Source organism: Sinorhizobium chiapasense, from assembly GCF_036488675.1.
In the GTDB taxonomy this organism is placed as follows: domain Bacteria; phylum Pseudomonadota; class Alphaproteobacteria; order Rhizobiales; family Rhizobiaceae; genus Sinorhizobium; species Sinorhizobium chiapasense.
The window spans coordinates 3,620,687-3,636,700 of the sequence record NZ_CP133148.1; the positions used below are offsets into that span (position 1 = coordinate 3,620,687).

The following is a 16,014-nucleotide window of genomic DNA, read 5'->3' on the forward strand; positions in this document are numbered from 1 at the left end:
CTGGCCCTCTCCCCGCAGGCGGGGCGAGGGGACTGGGAAGGCGCCGCGAGCCCCCTTCGCCCCGCCGGCGGGGAGAAGGTGGCCGACAGGCCGGATGAGGGGCAACGGCAAAAGCTCACTCCGCCTTAGCGGACGACACGAACACGGCATCGCTGTCGGCCGCGAGTTCGAAAACCGTATGTCTTTCCAGCGCACGCGTGACGTCCGCCGGATCGCCGTCGAGCGCTTCGGGCGCGATCAGATTGCCGACGCGAAAATCGAAAAGGTCGCCCTTCTTGTTCAGAAGTTCATGGAACACCGTCATGTCGCGCAGTTCCGTCGACCATTTGGCGAACCAGTAGAAGAGACCGGAATTGCGTGCGCTCATGTGCACCGGCAGGATCGGCAGGCCGTATTTGCGCGCGAAGCCGACGGCAGAGCTCTTCCATGGACGTTCATTGAGCCGTCCATCGGCCCAGTAGGCGATGCGGCCCGAAGGGAAAAGCACAGTTGCCTTGCCCTCTTCGATGGCTCGATTGGTGACCTGCAGCGTTTCGCGAGCCTTGAGCTTGCTTTTGTATTCTTCGCGCCACTCGACCGGAATGACCATCTCGACGAATCGCGGATTGACCCTGATCGCGTCGCGATTGGCGAAAAACATCATGTCCGGTCGGCGGGACTTCAAAAGATCGAAAACCGCTATGCCATCGGCAATGCCGGTCGGATGATTGCTGACAAGGAGAAAGCCGCCCTTTGCCGGTATGCGCTCTGCCCTGTCGACGCGAATGTCGAGCGAAAGCAGGTGGCTCAGGTGCTCGAACGCCTGAAAACCCGGCACGTTAGCGACCGCATCGGCGAACTCGATCGCCTTGCGATAGTTGAGCAGGGTATAGAGAAAGGGCCGCATGGCCGGCCACAATGGGTGGCGAACGATCTTCTGGCCGCGTTCCGCGATCAGGGTATCGACGATATGGCCGGGCTGTCCCTGAGAAACCAGAGCAATGGCCTCAGCAAATTGCGCGAATCCGCCCCCCATGTCCCGTCTCGCCATAGTCCCATCCGCGTTTGCTGACCGACCATCGCAGTTCAATATGATCGAACAATGACAAATTCCAAGAGCGCCACAGCAAAAAGAAGTGCGTTAGCAAAAACATAAGACGCCCGGCCACATTGTGTACGGCACACGGAATCGCCGGAGCGACGATGAACGAGCTTCTTGTAATTGGTCACCCCGAAGTCATGGCGGAACGGCAGCGCTGGCTGGCGAGCCTCACCCAGGAACGGCGTCTGTCCGCAAAGACGGTCGAGGCCTATGAGCGCGATACGCGGCAATTCCTGACCTTCCTGACCGGCCATCTCGCGGGGCCGCCGCGCCTGGCGGATATCCGCACGCTGCGGCCGGCGGATCTGCGCGGTTTCCTGGCACAGCGGCGCAAACACGGCGCGGGCGCACGTACGCTCGGACGCGGGCTCGCGGGCCTCCGCTCCTTCCTGCGCTACCTGGAAAGAAATGGCCTTGCCAACGCCGCGGGTGCCCAGGCCGTGCGCTCGCCGAAACAGCCGAAGTCCCTGCCGAAATCGTTGACGGACCGCGAAGCGCTGAAGGTTGTCACGTCGGACGCACAGCTTGCGGAAGAGCCGTGGATCGCCGCCCGAAACGCCGCGGTGCTGACGCTTCTCTACGGCTGCGGCCTGCGCATATCGGAGGCGCTCGCGCTGACGCCCAACGATTTTGCCGGCGCCAGCTCGTCATTGCGCGTCAACGGCAAAGGCAGCAAGACACGATTGGTCCCGCTTATTGCCGCCGCGACCGATGCCGTGGCCACCTACATCCGGATTTGCCCCTACTCTCTCGCCGCCAGCGCACCGCTGTTTCGCGGCGCCCGCGGCGCGACGCTGCAGCCGGCCATCATCCAGCGCGAGATGCAGAAACTGCGCGCCGCCCTCGGCCTTCCCGATTCGGCAACACCGCACGCCTTACGTCACTCCTTCGCCACGCATCTTCTCGCCGGCGGTGGCGACCTGCGCACCATCCAGGAACTGCTCGGCCATGCCAGCCTTTCGACAACGCAGGTCTACACAGGCGTCGATTCGGCTCGTCTGCTGGAAATCTACGATCGCGCTCATCCCCGCGCCTGAAATTCGGCCCGCGCCTGAAATTCGGCCAAGTACCGGATTAACCAAACCCGTTAAGGAACCCGTGACCATCGCCGCGTAGGGTTCGAGAGAGCAATGTGCGGCGGTCTTCCGTCCGGAATTGCGTCATTTCAAGTAGAGTTGTGCAGAATCGGTGCCCGATGACGACGTTTCCGATTTCAAGACCCGTTCGCAATCTCGCCGACAGGCTTGCGGACAGCGCCCTGTGGCTGATCGCGTCCCTGCATCTTCTGGTGCTCGCGAGCCTCATAGCCATAGTTCTTTGCATTTCGGATGCTCGCGCTGCCGAAGAGTCCGCCTGCGGCGGCAGCAACATCCTGGCGGGACTGGAACAGTCGGACCCGACGCGCCTCGCCGCGCTGCGCCAGGAGGCCGACGCGGTACCGAACGGAAAGGGCCTCCTCTGGAAAATCGAAGCCCAAGGATCGGCTCCCTCCTGGCTGCTCGGCACCATGCACGTCACCGACCCGCGCGTCCTGGCGATGCCGGAAGGTGCGGTCGACGCCTTTGCCAAGGCGGCGATCGTCATCGTCGAATCGGACGAGATTGTCGACGACAAGAAGGCGGCGGCCGCGATCATGATGCGCCCGGACCTCACCATGTTCGCCGGCGACAAGACGATCAACGACTTTCTGAGGCCAGAGGATCGGGTGCGCCTGGAAAGCGGCCTCAAGGAACGGGGCATTCCCCTGCCGCTCGTCGCCAAGATGAAACCGTGGATGATTGCAAGTTTCGTCGCGCTTCCGGCCTGCGAGATGTCGCGCAAGGCTGCCGGCGCGTCCTTCCTCGACAAGAAGCTGGCGGAGGACGCCGTCAGGGAGGGGAAGACGCTGAAGGGCCTGGAGACCCTGGTCGAGCAGCTTTCGGCGATGGACTCGCTGCCCGTCGAGCTCCACCTGCAGGCGCTGATCGAGACGCTGGCGCTCGGCAAGACCATCGACGATGTCATGGCGACGACAACCGATCTCTACCTTTCCGGCGACACCGGAATGATCATGCCGATGATGAAATCCGTTTCCTCTGAGACTGCGGCAAAGGACTTCGGTTTTGCCGATTTCGAGCAGCGCATCATCATCGACCGCAACAAGATCATGGCGACGCGCGCCGAACCGATCCTGAAGGGCGGCAACGCCTTCATGGCCGTTGGCGCGCTGCACCTCTCCGGCGCGGAGGGTCTGGTCGAACTCCTGCGCCAACGCGGCTTCACCGTCACGCCGGCAAACTGACACTCGAGCAATTCCAGGAAAAGTGTGTAACGATTTTCCGTCCGGAATTGCGTAATTTCAAAGAGTTAGATCGCCCTCAATGCCGTTCGTTCAGCCCGGCCAACAATGCCGGGACGATCGTCTTGTGGAAAGGCGTGACAAGCGCGAGATAGATGCGGCCGAGAAAATTGCGGCGATGCACCAGGGTGGTGACGCCGACCACCTGGCTGTCGGCCGGACCCTCGCGGACGTCCACGACAATACGAAAATCCAGATGCCGGTCGTCGAAGCCGAGAACGGCCTTGTGCTGGTCATCGAGCAGAACCGGAAAGAACCCGATCAGACCGCGATCCGCAGCAGGTGCAGCAGTCCTCAGCCTGACGGGCGACACGATGCGGTTTCGAAGTGCCAGAAGGCCGCGGACCCAGGCCGGTAATGGATCAAGCATCCGCCGGGCCGCCTCGCCCGCCGTCAATCGCTCGTTCAGAACGAGAAGCTCGTAGCGGTCCGCCCAGTCGGCCTCGGGCAGTATCGCGTTCGGGAGGTGAGCGGCGACGCTTCGCGGTCTCATGAACGATCCTCATATCGGTCCGTTCATGTTCGCGCCACGTAGCGGCGCATGGCAGGGGGCCGCTTGTCGCAGCCCCCCGGCCAATTGTCACATGTGGGTCGGCTTGGAGAAGGTGGCGAGAGCCGCTTCCTTGACCGCTTCCGACATGGTCGGGTGGGCATGGCAGGTACGTCCGAGGTCTTCCGACGAACCGCCGAATTCCATCAGCACCGCGATCTCGTGGATCATCTCGCCGGCGCCGAAGCCGACGATATGGCCGCCGAGCACGCGGTCGGTTTCCTTGTCGGCCAGGATCTTGACGAAACCATCCGTCTGCAGCATCGCGCGGGCACGGCCATTGGCGGTGAAGGGGAACTTGCCGACCTTGTAAGCGACGCCCGCAGCCTTGAGTTCTTCTTCGGTCTTGCCGACCGAAGCCACCTCCGGCTGGGTGTAGACGACGCTCGGAATGACGTCGTAGTTCACGTGACCGGCCTGACCGGCGATGATCTCCGCCACCGCAATGCCTTCGTCCTCCGCCTTATGGGCCAGCATCGGACCGCGTACCACGTCGCCGATCGCGTAGACGCCGGTGATGCTCGTCTGGAAGTGACGATCGATCTCGACCCGGCCGCGCGAGTCGAGCACGACACCCGCCTTGGCAAGGCCCATATTCTCCGTGCACGGCTTGCGCCCGGTCGCGACCAGTACGACATCCGCGTCGAGCGTGGTCGACTCGCCGCCCTTGACCGGCTCGAAGGTGACCCTCGCGCCGCTGCCAGGCTTCGCAACGCCAGTCACCTTGGCGCCGAGCTTGATGTCGATGCCTTGCTTCGTCAGCATCCGGTGGAGCTGCTTGCCGATCTCACCGTCCATGCCGCCGAGAATCGTATCGAGGAATTCGACCACCGTCACCTTTGCGCCGAGGCGCGCCCAGACCGAGCCGAGCTCGAGGCCGATGATGCCGCCGCCGACGACGATCATGCTCGCCGGCACCTTTTCCAGTTCGAGCGCGCCGGTCGAGGAGAGGATGACCTTCTCGTCGAACTCGAACTCGACGCCCGGAATACCGGCGACCTCCGAGCCCGTGGCAATCACGATGTTCTTCGCTTCGAGGACCTGCTCCTCGCCCTTGTCGTTGGTGACGGAAACCTTGCCCTGGCCCAGCACCTTGCCCAGGCCCTGGAAGCCGTCGATCTTGTTCTTCTTGAAGAGAAAGGCAACGCCGTCGACGTTCGCCTTCACGGTCGCATCCTTGTGGGCCATCATCTTCTGAAGGTTGAGCTTCGGGCTCGCGACTTCCACTCCCAGCGCCTCCAGGCCGTGCTGCGCGTGATGGAACATCTCGGAAGCATGCAGCATCGCCTTGGAAGGAATGCAGCCGACGTTGAGGCAGGTGCCGCCGTAGGTGCTGCGCTTTTCGACCACGGCAACCTTCATGCCCAACTGCGCCGCCTTGATGGCGCAGACATAGCCGCCGGGGCCGCTTCCGATAACGATGAGATCATAAGCCATTTGATAATCCTTGTTTCAGGGCGGTTACCGACCGCCGCTGACGTTGAGAATTGCCCCCGTCACATAGGTCGCCTTATCCGACAGGAGATAGAGAATTGCATCGGCAACTTCGCCGGCTGTACCGGGGCGTTGCGCAGGGATCGAAGGCGCCATGTCGCGGGCGCGGTCCGGCAGTCCGCCGGAGGCGTGAATGTCCGTATCGATGATGCCGGGGCGCACCGCATTCACGCGAATGCCCTCCGCCGCCACTTCACGCGCCAGCCCGACGGTGAAAGTGTCGATCGCGCCCTTTGCGGCGGCATAGTCGACATATTGCCCGGGTGAACCCAGGATGGCCGCCACGGACGAGACGTTGACGATGGAACCGCCACGCCCACCGTGACGCGTCGACATCCTGAGCACCGCTTCGGCCGCGCAACGGATGGAACCGGTCACGTTGACACGGAACATGCGGTCCAGCCGTTCGGGAGAAATCTCGTCGATGCGCTGCGGTGGGCCGACGATGCCCGCATTGTTGACGAGCCCGTCGAGCCTGCCGAAGGCTGCGTCCACGGCGGAGAAGATCGCCTTCACGCCGGCTTCAGAACCGACGTCTCCCGCGACCGCGATCGCGGCGCCGCCCGCTGCCTCGACCGCACGCACCACCTCTTCCGCGGCCTGCCGATTCGAGGCGTAATTGACGGCGACCCGCCAGCCTTCACTCGCCGCTGCGATGCAGACGGCGGCACCGATGCCGCGGCTGCCGCCCGTGACGAGAACCACACGCCCGCCGCTCATGCGCCGCATCCCTTGAACTCAAAGACGTCGGAGCTGTCGGCCTTCGCCTTGCTTTCGCCCCAGGCGCTCGATGCGCGCAGCGACGGGCCGAAACCGGGGAGCAAGACCCGCTCGGCGGCCGGCGCGTCCTCCGCCTGAAGCAGGCCGACACGACCGGCCTTGTCGACGGTATAGATCACGCCCTGCCAGACGGTGCAGGCCTCAAGCTCCGCACCGGTGACGTCGCCTGTCGGGCAATCATGCATGACGATGCCGTTCGCGCGGAGCGGCTCGCCGGATTGCATCACGACGCCGTCGAGCGAGAGGCGGGTCTTGCCGATCGTGACCTTGAAGTGATTGCTGGTGACGGCCGCTTCCGAGCCGACCGGCTCGAATCGCAACTCGTAGACGCCGGCCGGATCGGCATAGATCGCATGCGCCTGCTTACACTCGTCCGCAAACGCCGGCGTAGCCGCGAACACGGCCGCAAATGCGGCGGGAAGGACGGTCCGGCCGCTTGGCATCAGGCGGCCTTTTCGGTCGCGAGTTTCAACCCGAGCCCGATGAAGACCACGCCGCTTGCCCGGTCGATCCACTTGCTTGCCCGCGTGAAGGCGGCCCGCATCCGCGGCGTCGTCATGAACAGGCTGACACCGACGAACCAGAGGATCAGGCAGCTTGCCATGACAAGGCCGTAGCCGAACTTGACCATCATCGGCGTGTGCGCGCTGACCACCGTCGAGAAGATCGACAGGAAGAAGAACACCGCTTTCGGGTTGAGCGCATTGGCGGCGAAACCGAGGCCGAAGGCCTTCAGCGCCGACTGCTCCCGCCCCGACCCGGCATCCTCTGCCTCGACCACGATCTCCGTCTGGCCAGCGCGGAGTGCCTTGATACCGATATAGATCAGGTAGGCGACGCCGCACCATTTGACGACATTGAAGAGGTAGATCGACTGGGAAATGATCAGCCCCAGGCCGAGAATGGTGTAGGTGACGTGAAACATCAGCGATGTGCCGATGCCGAACGACGTGATGATCGCCGGGCGCCGCCCGTGCACGAGCGACTGTCTGATCACCATGGCGAGGTCGGCGCCGGGAGAAACGATGGCGAACGAGAAGATCGCCATCAGCGATGCGAGTTCGATCAGGTAATTGCTCATGATTTTGCGACCGGTGCGTTGAAGGCCCAGATGTGGCCGAAGGGATCCAGGATGCGCGCATAGCGTGCTTGCCAGAAGGTATCCTGCGGTACCATCACTGTCGATGCCCCGGCGGTGATCGCGTTGGCATAAGCCTGATCGACATCTTCCGCCTTCGGAAGGTTGATATTGATCGCGACGCTGGCCCCGCCCGCCGTCTTGGGCGAGCTGATGCTCATGCCGAACTCCGGAAACTCGTCATGCAGCATGATCTCGCCGCCGAAGAGGGCCAGATTGGCGTGCATGACGCGCTTGCCATCCTCGGCCATCTGGTGAAACGTGTTTACCGCGCCGAACGCCTTTTCGTAGAAGGCGATGGCGGCAAGGCCGTCCTTGACGCAGATATGCGCCTGGATCGGGGGAACGTTCGGTTCGAATGCCATGCTTCGTCCTCCTTCTACAGCGCCGCAGAGGACGCTGTAGCACTTTGAGTTGCTGCATGTTTCCTTAAATCGGCTACGATTTAAGGAAACATGCAGTCGATCGCGATGCCTGCAAACATCAGGGCAAGCCCGATAGCGGACACACCCCACACTGCCGAGCGAACCAGGCCCAGCCCACCGACATAAATCGGCAGGTAGGCCGCCCTCGCCCAGAACCAGATCGCCGCTCCCCAGCCGGTCAGCGGTCCGCCGCGCCCGGTGAACTCCGTCACGACGACGAGTACGATGAAGATCGGATAGGTCTCGTGGAAATTGCGGAGCGCCCGCGTCGCGCGTGCCGTAAAGACATCCGGCGGCGGTTGAACGTCCCGGTTGGGATCCGCCTCGACGAGCCCGTTCTGCAGGCGATAAGCGCCCGCCTGCGCCATCATGTAGACGAAGGCGAGCACGGCGCTCCACAGGAGGTAGCTCAGTTCCAACGACATCCGCGCATCCCACGAGAAGAAGCGGGGGCTCTCGCCCCCGCCTGTCTTAGAGATCGAGCACAAGCCGCTCCGGATCTTCAAGGCTCTCCTTGACGCGCACCAGGAAGGTAACCGCTTCCTTGCCGTCGACGATGCGGTGATCGTAGGAGAGAGCAAGATACATCATCGGACGGATGACGACCTGACCGCCGATCGCGACCGGCCGGTCCTGGATCTTGTGCATGCCGAGAATGCCGGACTGCGGCGCGTTGAGGATCGGTGAAGACATCAGCGAACCGTAGACGCCGCCATTGGAGATCGTGAAGGTGCCGCCCTGCATGTCGGCCATCGACAGCGCGCCGTCGCGGGCGGCCTTGCCGAGGCGACCGATTTCTTTCTCGATCTCGGCGATCGACATCTGGTCGGCATCGCGCACGACCGGCACCACGAGGCCCTTTTCTGTCCCGACGGCGACGCCGACATGGCAGAAGTTCTTGTAGATGATGTCGGTACCGTCGATCTCGGCGTTGACCGCCGGCAGTTCCTTCAGCGCATGCGTGACAGCCTTGGTGAAGAAACCCATGAAGCCGAGCTTGACGCCGTGCTTCTTCTCGAAGATGTCCTTGTACTTGTTGCGGAGACTCATCACCGCGCTCATGTCCACTTCGTTGTAGGTGGTGAGCATCGCGGCGGTGTTCTGCGCGTCCTTGAGGCGCTTGGCGATCGTCTGGCGCAGCCGTGTCATCTTGACCCGTTCTTCGCGCACGGCATCCTCGGCCGGCGCCGGCGCGCGCGCCTGGACCCTTGCCGGTTCGGCGGCGGGAGCGGAAACTCCCTTGGCGAGAGCAGCGATCACGTCACCCTTCAGCACCTGGCCACGCTTGCCGGACCCATCGATCTGCTCGGCCGAGATGTTGTTTTCCGCGATGAGCTTGGCGGCAGCCGGAGCCGGGGGCATCGACGTCGCCTGCTGCGCCGGCGCGGGAGCGGCCGGCTGCGGGGCCGGAGCGGCAGCAGCAGGTTCGGGCTTCTTCTCTGCCGGAGCCGGAGCAGCAGCGGCAGCGGCAGCGCCTTCGGCGATCTGGCCGAGCAGTGCTCCGAGGCCGACGGTCTCGCCCGCCTGCGCCACGATTTCGGAGAGCGTGCCGGCGGCCGGTGCCGGAACTTCGATCGTCACCTTGTCGGTCTCAAGTTCGAGGATCGGCTCGTCGGCCTTGATCGCATCGCCGACCTTCTTGAACCAGGTGCCGACGGTCGCTTCGCTGACGGATTCGCCAAGAGTGGGAACGCGGATTTCTGTTGCCATGATTGTTGTTCCGTTGATCAGATATCTGTTTCTAGCTCTTTGAGTTACGCACTTCCGGACGGAAAACCGCTAGGCACTTTTCCTGGAAGTGCTCCAGCGATTGGCAGACCGTGGGGGACCGATCAGCCCCCCAGCGCGTCCTCGAGGAAGGCGGCAAGCTGCGCCAGATGCTTCGACATCAGGCCGGTTGCCGGCGAAGCGGCGGCCGGACGACCGGTGTAGCGCACCCGCTGATACTTGGCATCGATATGGGCGAGCACCCATTCGAGATAGGGATCGATGAACGACCAGGCGCCCATGTTCTTCGGCTCTTCCTGGCACCACACCATCTCCGCATTGCGGAAGCGGCTGAGCTCGTTGATCAGAGCCTTGGCCGGGAACGGATAGAGCTGCTCGACGCGCAGCAGGTAGATGTCGTCGATGCCGCGTTTCTCGCGCTCCTCGAGCAGGTCGTAATAGACCTTGCCGGTGCAGAGCACGACGCGGCGGATCTTCGAGTCCTTCTGCAGCTTGATCGGGCCGTCCTTGATGACTTCCGCATCGTCCCAAAGCAGGCGGTGGAAGGAGCTCTCGCCCGCCATTTCGGAAAGGCTGGAGACCGCGCGCTTGTGCCGCAGCAGCGACTTTGGCGTCATCAGGATCAGCGGCTTGCGGAAGTCGCGCTTCACCTGGCGGCGCAAGATGTGGAAGTAGTTCGCCGGCGTGGTGACGTTGGCGACCTGCATGTTGTCTTCCGCGCAGAGCTGCAGGAAGCGTTCGAGGCGTGCGGAGGAGTGCTCCGGCCCCTGGCCTTCATAGCCGTGCGGCAGCAGGCAGACGAGGCCGGACATGCGCAGCCACTTGCGTTCGCCCGATGAGACGAACTGGTCGAAGACCACCTGAGCGCCGTTGGCGAAGTCGCCGAACTGGGCTTCCCACAGCGTCAGCGCATTTGGGCGGGCAAGCGAATAGCCGTATTCGAAACCGAGCACCGCCTCCTCCGAGAGCATCGAGTTGATGACCTCGTAGCGCGCCTGGGTCGGCGACAGGTTGGCGAGCGGAATGTAGCGCTCTTCCGTCTGCTGGTCATAGAGTACTGAGTGGCGCTGCGAGAACGTGCCGCGCTCGCAATCCTGGCCGGAGAGGCGGATCTTGGTGCCTTCGGTCACGAGCGTGCCGAAGGCGAGCGCTTCCGCCATTGCCCAGTCGATGCCCTCGCCGGTCTGCACCATGCTGGCGCGGTTTTCCATGAAACGCTGGATCGTGCGGTGGGCGTTGAAGCCCGCCGGGATCTCCGAGATCTTGCGGCCTACTTCCTTCAGCTGTTTCATCGGCACCGAGGTCTTGCCACGGCGCTGCTCATCCTGGTTATCGGCCGTGCGCAGACCCGACCAGGCGCCGTCGAGCCAGTCGGCCTTGTTCGGCTTGTAGGACTGGCCGGCCTCGAACTCCTGCTCGAGATGGGCGCGCCAGTCCGCCTTCATCTTCTCGACGTCGCCCTCGCTCATGAGACCTTCGGCGATCAGCCGTTCCGAATAGAGCTGGACGACCGTCTTGTGGGCCCGGATGGCCTTGTACATCTTCGGCTGCGTGAACGCCGGCTCGTCGCCCTCGTTGTGGCCGAAGCGGCGGTAGCAGAACATGTCGACGACGACCGGCTTGTGGAACTTCATCCGGAACTCGGTCGCGACCTTGGCCGCGTAGACGACGGCTTCCGGGTCATCTCCGTTCACGTGGAAGATCGGCGCTTCGATCATCTTCGCCACGTCCGACGGATAGGGCGAGGAGCGTGAGAAGGCCGGGTTCGTGGTGAAGCCGATCTGGTTGTTGATGATGAAATGCACGGTACCGGCAACGCGGTGGCCGCGCAGACCCGAGAGACCGAGGATTTCCGCGATGACGCCCTGGCCGGCGAAGGCCGCGTCGCCATGGAGCAGAAGCGGCATGACCTTGACCCGTTCGCGCAGCGGAATGATGTCGCCCTCGAATACGGTCGCCATCTGGTCCTGCTTGGCGCGCGCCTTGCCCATGACGACCGGGTTGACGATCTCGAGATGCGACGGGTTCGCCGTCAGCGACAGGTGCACCTTGTTGCCGTCGAATTCGCGGTCGGACGACGCGCCGAGGTGATATTTGACGTCGCCGGAACCTTCCACGTCATCCGGCGCATAGGAGCCGCCCTTGAACTCGTGGAAGATGGCGCGATGCGGCTTGGCCATGACCTGCGAGAGAACGTTGAGGCGACCGCGATGGGCCATGCCGAGCACGATTTCCTTGAGGCCTTCCTGGCCACCGCGCTTGATGATCTGTTCCAGAGCCGGGATCAGCGACTCGCCGCCGTCGAGGCCGAAGCGCTTGGTGCCCTTGTACTTGACGTCGATGAACTGCTCGAAGCCTTCGGACTCGACGAGCTTCTGCAGGATGGCGCGCTTGCCCTCCGGCGTGAATTCGACGCCCTTGTCCGGACCTTCGATACGGGCCTGGATCCAGGCCTTCTCCTCGGGGTTGGACATGTGCATGAATTCGACGCCCATCGTCGAGCAGTAGGTCCGCTCGAGGATCTCAACCATTTCGCGCACAGTCGCGTATTCGAGGCCGAGCACGTTGTCGATGAAGATCTTGCGGTCGTAGTCCTTTTCCTCGAAGCCGTAGGACTTCGGCGAAAGCTCGTCATAGTCCTCGACCGGGTCGGCAAGGCCGAGCGGGTCGAGCTTGGCATGCAGGTGACCACGCATGCGGTAGGCGCGGATCATCATGATGGCGCGAACGGAATCGCGCGTCGACTGATGAACCTCCGCTTCGCTGACCGGTACGCCCGTGACGGCGGCAGCTTCCTCGACCTTGGCCTTGACCTTCTTTTCGATGACCTTCTCAACGGCGCCCCAGTCGCCGTCGAGCGCGGACACGAGCTCGCCATTGGCGGCGATCGGCCAGTTGCTCTTTTTCCAGGAGGCTCCCTTGGCGGCCTTCACAACGTCCTCTGGCCGGTCGGCGAGCGCCTTGAAGAAGGATTGCCATTCGGACGAAACGGAGGACGGATCCGCTTCGTAACGTGCATAGAGCTGCTCGATGTAAGCAGCGTTGGCGCCATCCAGAAACGATGTGAGCTGGAATTGCTCGTTGGCCTCTTGCCTTGTCATGGTCTTTCGCGAACCCTCGGTTCGCCTCCTGACTGAAGTTGGGATGCCGGGTTTTCCCGGTCGTTCATGTTTATTCGGCGCTTTTACTGCACCAAGCTTGCGTCATTAATTGGTCGGGCTTGGGGCCGGCAGGTGACGCCGGCCCCAAGCCTCGCCGTTGAAATCTCAGCCCTTCAGGACTTCGACCAGCGTCTTGCCGAGGCGAGCCGGCGACGGCGAAACGCGGATACCGGCCGATTCCATCGCTGCGATCTTGTCTTCCGCGCCGCCCTTGCCACCGGAGATGACCGCGCCGGCGTGGCCCATGGTGCGACCGGGAGGGGCCGTACGGCCGGCGATGAAGCCGACCATCGGCTTCTTGCGGCCGCGCTTGGCTTCGTCCTTCAGGAACTGCGCCGCGTCCTCTTCGGCCGAACCGCCGATTTCGCCGATCATGATGATCGACTTGGTCTCGTCGTCGGCGAGGAACATTTCGAGCACGTCGATGAACTCGGTACCCTTGACCGGATCGCCGCCGATGCCGACGGCGGTGGTCTGGCCGAGACCTTCGTTGCTGGTCTGGAAGACGGCCTCGTAGGTGAGCGTACCGGAGCGCGACAGCACGCCGACCGAGCCCTTGCGGAAGATGTTGCCCGGCATGATGCCGATCTTGCATTCGTTCGGGGTGAGCACGCCCGGGCAGTTGGGGCCGATGAGACGCGAGGAGGACTTCTCCAGGCGCGCCTTGACCTTGACCATGTCGGCGACCGGTATGCCTTCGGTGATGCAGACGATCAGCGGAATTTCCGCATCGATCGCCTCGATGATCGCAGCGGCAGCACCTGCCGGCGGAACATAGATGACCGATGCATTGGCGCCGGTCGCGTCGCGGCCTTCGGCAACAGACGCGAAGATCGGGAGCTGCTCGCCCTTGGCGCCGGTCCAGGTCTCGCCACCCTTCTTCGGATGGATGCCGCCGACCATCTTCGTGCCGTGATAGGCGAGCGCCTGTTCGGTATGGAAGGTGCCGGTCTTGCCGGTCAGGCCCTGAACGAGGACCTTGGTGTCTTTGTTGATCAGGATGGACATCGGCCTCAGGCTCCCTTCACGGCTGCAACGATCTTCTGGGCGGCATCGTCCAGATCATCGGCGGAGATGACGTTGAGGCCCGATTCATTGATGATCTTCTTGCCAAGCTCGACATTCGTGCCTTCGAGGCGAACGACGAGCGGCACCTTGAGACCCACTTCCTTGACGGCGGCGAGCACGCCTTCGGCGATGACGTCGCACTTCATGATGCCGCCGAAGATGTTGACGAGAATGCCCTTCACCGCCGGATCGGCAGTGATGATCTTGAAGGCATGCGTCACCTTCTCCTTCGAAGCGCCGCCACCGACGTCGAGGAAGTTGGCGGGTTCGGCGCCATAGAGCTTGATGATGTCCATGGTCGCCATGGCAAGGCCGGCGCCGTTGACCATGCAGCCGATGTTGCCGTCGAGCGCGACATAGGCGAGGTCGTGCTTGGAGGCCTCGATTTCCTTCTCGTCCTCTTCCGTGGTGTCGCGCAGCGCGACGACGTCCTCGTGGCGGAAGAGCGCGTTGCCGTCGAAGGAGACCTTGGCGTCGAGCACGCGCATGCGGCCGTTCTTCATGACGATCAGCGGATTCACCTCGAGCAGGCTCATGTCCTTCTCGACGAAGGCCTTGTAGAGGATCGGGAAAAGCTTTTCAGCATCGGCACGCGCCTCGCCTTCGAGCTTAAGCGCGTCGGCGAGCGTCTTCAGGTTTTCCGCGGTGACGCCCTTGCCCGGGTCGATCGCAACGGTAACGATCTTCTCCGGCGTATGCTCGGCAACCGCCTCGATGTCCATGCCGCCCTCGGTCGAAACGACGAAGGCAACCTGGCCGACGGAGCGATCGACGAGGATCGAGAGATAGAGCTCGCGGTCGATGTCGGCGCCGTCCTCGATATAGAGGCGGTTGACCTGCTTGCCGGCCGGACCGGTCTGCTTCGTCACCAGCGTGTTGCCAAGCATCTCCTTGGCGTTGGCGACGACCTCGTCGACGGACTTTGCAAGGCGCACGCCGCCCTTGGCGTCGGGGCCGAGCTCCTTGAACTTGCCCTTGCCGCGACCGCCGGCGTGGATCTGGCTCTTCACCACGTAGAGCGGTCCCGGCAGCTTCTTCGCGGCAGCTTCCGCTTCGTTGGCGGAGAAGATCGCGACGCCTTCGGCGACCGGCGCGCCATAGCTCTTCAGGAGAGCCTTGGCCTGATATTCATGAATGTTCATGGGGTTGTTCCTGTCTGTTTGGCCGGATGGCGGTTACTTCAGGCTGGGTGCGATGTTGATGCAGGCTTCGCAAAGGCCGGCGACCGCTGCCACCGACTTGTCGAAGGCATCCTTCTCGCCCTTGTTGAGGTCGATCTCGATGATGCGCTCGACGCCGCCGGCGCCGATGATCGTCGGCACGCCGACATACATGTCCTTGACGCCGTACTGGCCGGAAAGGTGGGCCGCGCAGGGAAGCACACGCTTCTTGTCCTTGAGATAGGCTTCCGCCATCTCGATCGCGGAAGCAGCCGGCGCATAGTAGGCCGAGCCGGTCTTCAAGAGGCCGACGATTTCGGCGCCGCCGTCACGGGTCCGCTGGATGATTTGCTCGAGGCGGTCCTTTGTGACCCAGCCCATCTGAACGAGATCGGTGAGCGGGATGCCGGCGACGGTCGAATAGCGGGCGAGCGGCACCATCGTGTCGCCGTGGCCGCCGAGCACGAAGGCCGTGACGTCCTGGACGGATACGTTGAATTCCTGGCTGAGGAAGAGGCGGAAGCGGGCCGAATCGAGAACGCCGGCCATGCCGACGACCTTGTTCTTCGGCAGGCCGGAGAACTTCTGCAGCGCCCAGACCATGGCGTCGAGCGGGTTGGTGATGCAGATGACGAATGCGTTCGGGGCATATTTCTTAATGCCTGCGCCGACCTGCTCCATCACTTTCAGGTTGATGCCGAGCAGATCATCGCGGCTCATGCCCGGCTTGCGGGGCACACCGGCGGTCACGATGCAGACGTCGGCGCCTTCGATGGCAGAATAGTCGCTCGCGCCCGTCAGCGAGGCGTCGAAACCTTCGACCGGGGACGACTGTGCGATATCGAGACCCTTGCCCTGAGGAATGCCGTCGGCAATGTCGAACAGGACAATGTCGCCCAGTTCCTTCAGGCCGGCGAGATGCGCCAGCGTGCCACCAATCATCCCTGAGCCGATAAGTGCAATCTTGTTGCGCGCCATGAAAGTGCTTCCTTTGTGATCCCAATATGATCGAGGCCTGAAACGCGGCAAACGCCAAACCTTCGCGAAAAGCCCTTAAACGGCAAATGGTAAAATATCAATGCATACTTTTC

Annotated in this window: 15 protein-coding genes; 2 read left to right on the plus strand and 13 right to left on the minus strand. The window is 63.0% G+C overall.

Annotated features, from left to right (window positions below; genetic code table 11):
- Window positions 1-115: 115 nt before the first annotated feature.
- The gene (locus RB548_RS17300) at window positions 116-1,030 is read right to left on the minus strand and encodes a GNAT family N-acetyltransferase (RefSeq protein WP_331372461.1); all 915 of its coding nucleotides are present in this window, start codon (window positions 1,028-1,030) and stop codon (window positions 116-118) included.
- Between the two features lie 152 nt (window positions 1,031-1,182).
- Between RB548_RS17300 and RB548_RS17305 the strand changes: the two genes are divergently transcribed.
- Both RB548_RS17305 and RB548_RS17310 read left to right on the plus strand, forming a co-directional pair.
- Window positions 1,183-2,118, plus strand: a complete 936-nt coding sequence (locus tag RB548_RS17305; RefSeq protein WP_331372462.1) for a tyrosine recombinase XerC — start codon at window positions 1,183-1,185, stop codon at window positions 2,116-2,118.
- Window positions 2,119-2,276: 158 nt separating this feature from the next.
- Window positions 2,277-3,362 (plus strand): TraB/GumN family protein, encoded by a 1,086-nt coding sequence (locus RB548_RS17310; RefSeq protein ID WP_331372463.1) that lies wholly within the window; start codon window positions 2,277-2,279, stop codon window positions 3,360-3,362.
- A gap of 76 nt (window positions 3,363-3,438) precedes the next feature.
- Here RB548_RS17310 and RB548_RS17315 read toward each other — a convergent pair whose 3' ends face one another.
- The 12 genes from RB548_RS17315 to mdh form a co-directional block, all read right to left on the minus strand.
- Complete coding sequence (locus RB548_RS17315) at window positions 3,439-3,912, minus strand: DUF2867 domain-containing protein (RefSeq protein WP_331372464.1); 474 nt, start codon at window positions 3,910-3,912, stop codon at window positions 3,439-3,441.
- An 87-nt stretch (window positions 3,913-3,999) separates the two neighbouring features.
- Window positions 4,000-5,406: a dihydrolipoyl dehydrogenase gene (gene lpdA, locus RB548_RS17320; protein WP_331372465.1), complete on the minus strand. Its 1,407-nt coding sequence runs from the start codon at window positions 5,404-5,406 to the stop codon at window positions 4,000-4,002.
- Between the two features lie 24 nt (window positions 5,407-5,430).
- Window positions 5,431-6,183 (minus strand): SDR family oxidoreductase, encoded by a 753-nt coding sequence (locus tag RB548_RS17325; RefSeq protein ID WP_331372466.1) that lies wholly within the window; start codon window positions 6,181-6,183, stop codon window positions 5,431-5,433.
- Window positions 6,180-6,686 carry a hypothetical protein gene (locus RB548_RS17330; RefSeq protein ID WP_331372467.1) on the minus strand — a complete coding sequence of 169 codons (507 nt, stop codon included), beginning with the start codon at window positions 6,684-6,686 and terminating at the stop codon, window positions 6,180-6,182. Before RB548_RS17330 ends, RB548_RS17325 begins: the two co-directional genes overlap by 4 nt.
- Window positions 6,686-7,324: a LysE family translocator gene (locus RB548_RS17335; protein WP_331372468.1), complete on the minus strand. Its 639-nt coding sequence runs from the start codon at window positions 7,322-7,324 to the stop codon at window positions 6,686-6,688. The genes RB548_RS17330 and RB548_RS17335 overlap by 1 nt, the downstream gene beginning before the upstream one ends.
- On the minus strand, window positions 7,321-7,746 hold the full coding sequence (locus RB548_RS17340) for a VOC family protein (protein WP_331372469.1): 426 nt from the start codon (window positions 7,744-7,746) through the stop codon (window positions 7,321-7,323). Before RB548_RS17340 ends, RB548_RS17335 begins: the two co-directional genes overlap by 4 nt.
- Window positions 7,747-7,826: 80 nt before the next feature.
- Window positions 7,827-8,231: an MAPEG family protein gene (locus tag RB548_RS17345; RefSeq protein WP_331372470.1), complete on the minus strand. Its 405-nt coding sequence runs from the start codon at window positions 8,229-8,231 to the stop codon at window positions 7,827-7,829.
- A 46-nt stretch (window positions 8,232-8,277) separates the two neighbouring features.
- Window positions 8,278-9,516, minus strand: a complete 1,239-nt coding sequence (odhB, locus tag RB548_RS17350; RefSeq protein ID WP_331372471.1) for a 2-oxoglutarate dehydrogenase complex dihydrolipoyllysine-residue succinyltransferase — start codon at window positions 9,514-9,516, stop codon at window positions 8,278-8,280.
- Window positions 9,517-9,638: 122 nt separating this feature from the next.
- Window positions 9,639-12,635: a 2-oxoglutarate dehydrogenase E1 component gene (locus tag RB548_RS17355; RefSeq protein WP_331372472.1), complete on the minus strand. Its 2,997-nt coding sequence runs from the start codon at window positions 12,633-12,635 to the stop codon at window positions 9,639-9,641.
- Window positions 12,636-12,800: 165 nt separating this feature from the next.
- Window positions 12,801-13,703, minus strand: a complete 903-nt coding sequence (sucD, locus tag RB548_RS17360; RefSeq protein ID WP_331372473.1) for a succinate--CoA ligase subunit alpha — start codon at window positions 13,701-13,703, stop codon at window positions 12,801-12,803.
- A 5-nt stretch (window positions 13,704-13,708) separates the two neighbouring features.
- A complete protein-coding gene (gene sucC / locus RB548_RS17365; protein WP_331372474.1) occupies window positions 13,709-14,905 on the minus strand; it encodes an ADP-forming succinate--CoA ligase subunit beta in 1,197 nt (398 codons plus the stop codon).
- 33 nt (window positions 14,906-14,938) lie between these two features.
- Window positions 14,939-15,901 (minus strand): malate dehydrogenase, encoded by a 963-nt coding sequence (gene mdh / locus RB548_RS17370; RefSeq protein ID WP_331372475.1) that lies wholly within the window; start codon window positions 15,899-15,901, stop codon window positions 14,939-14,941.
- Between the last annotated feature and the right edge of the window lie 113 nt (window positions 15,902-16,014).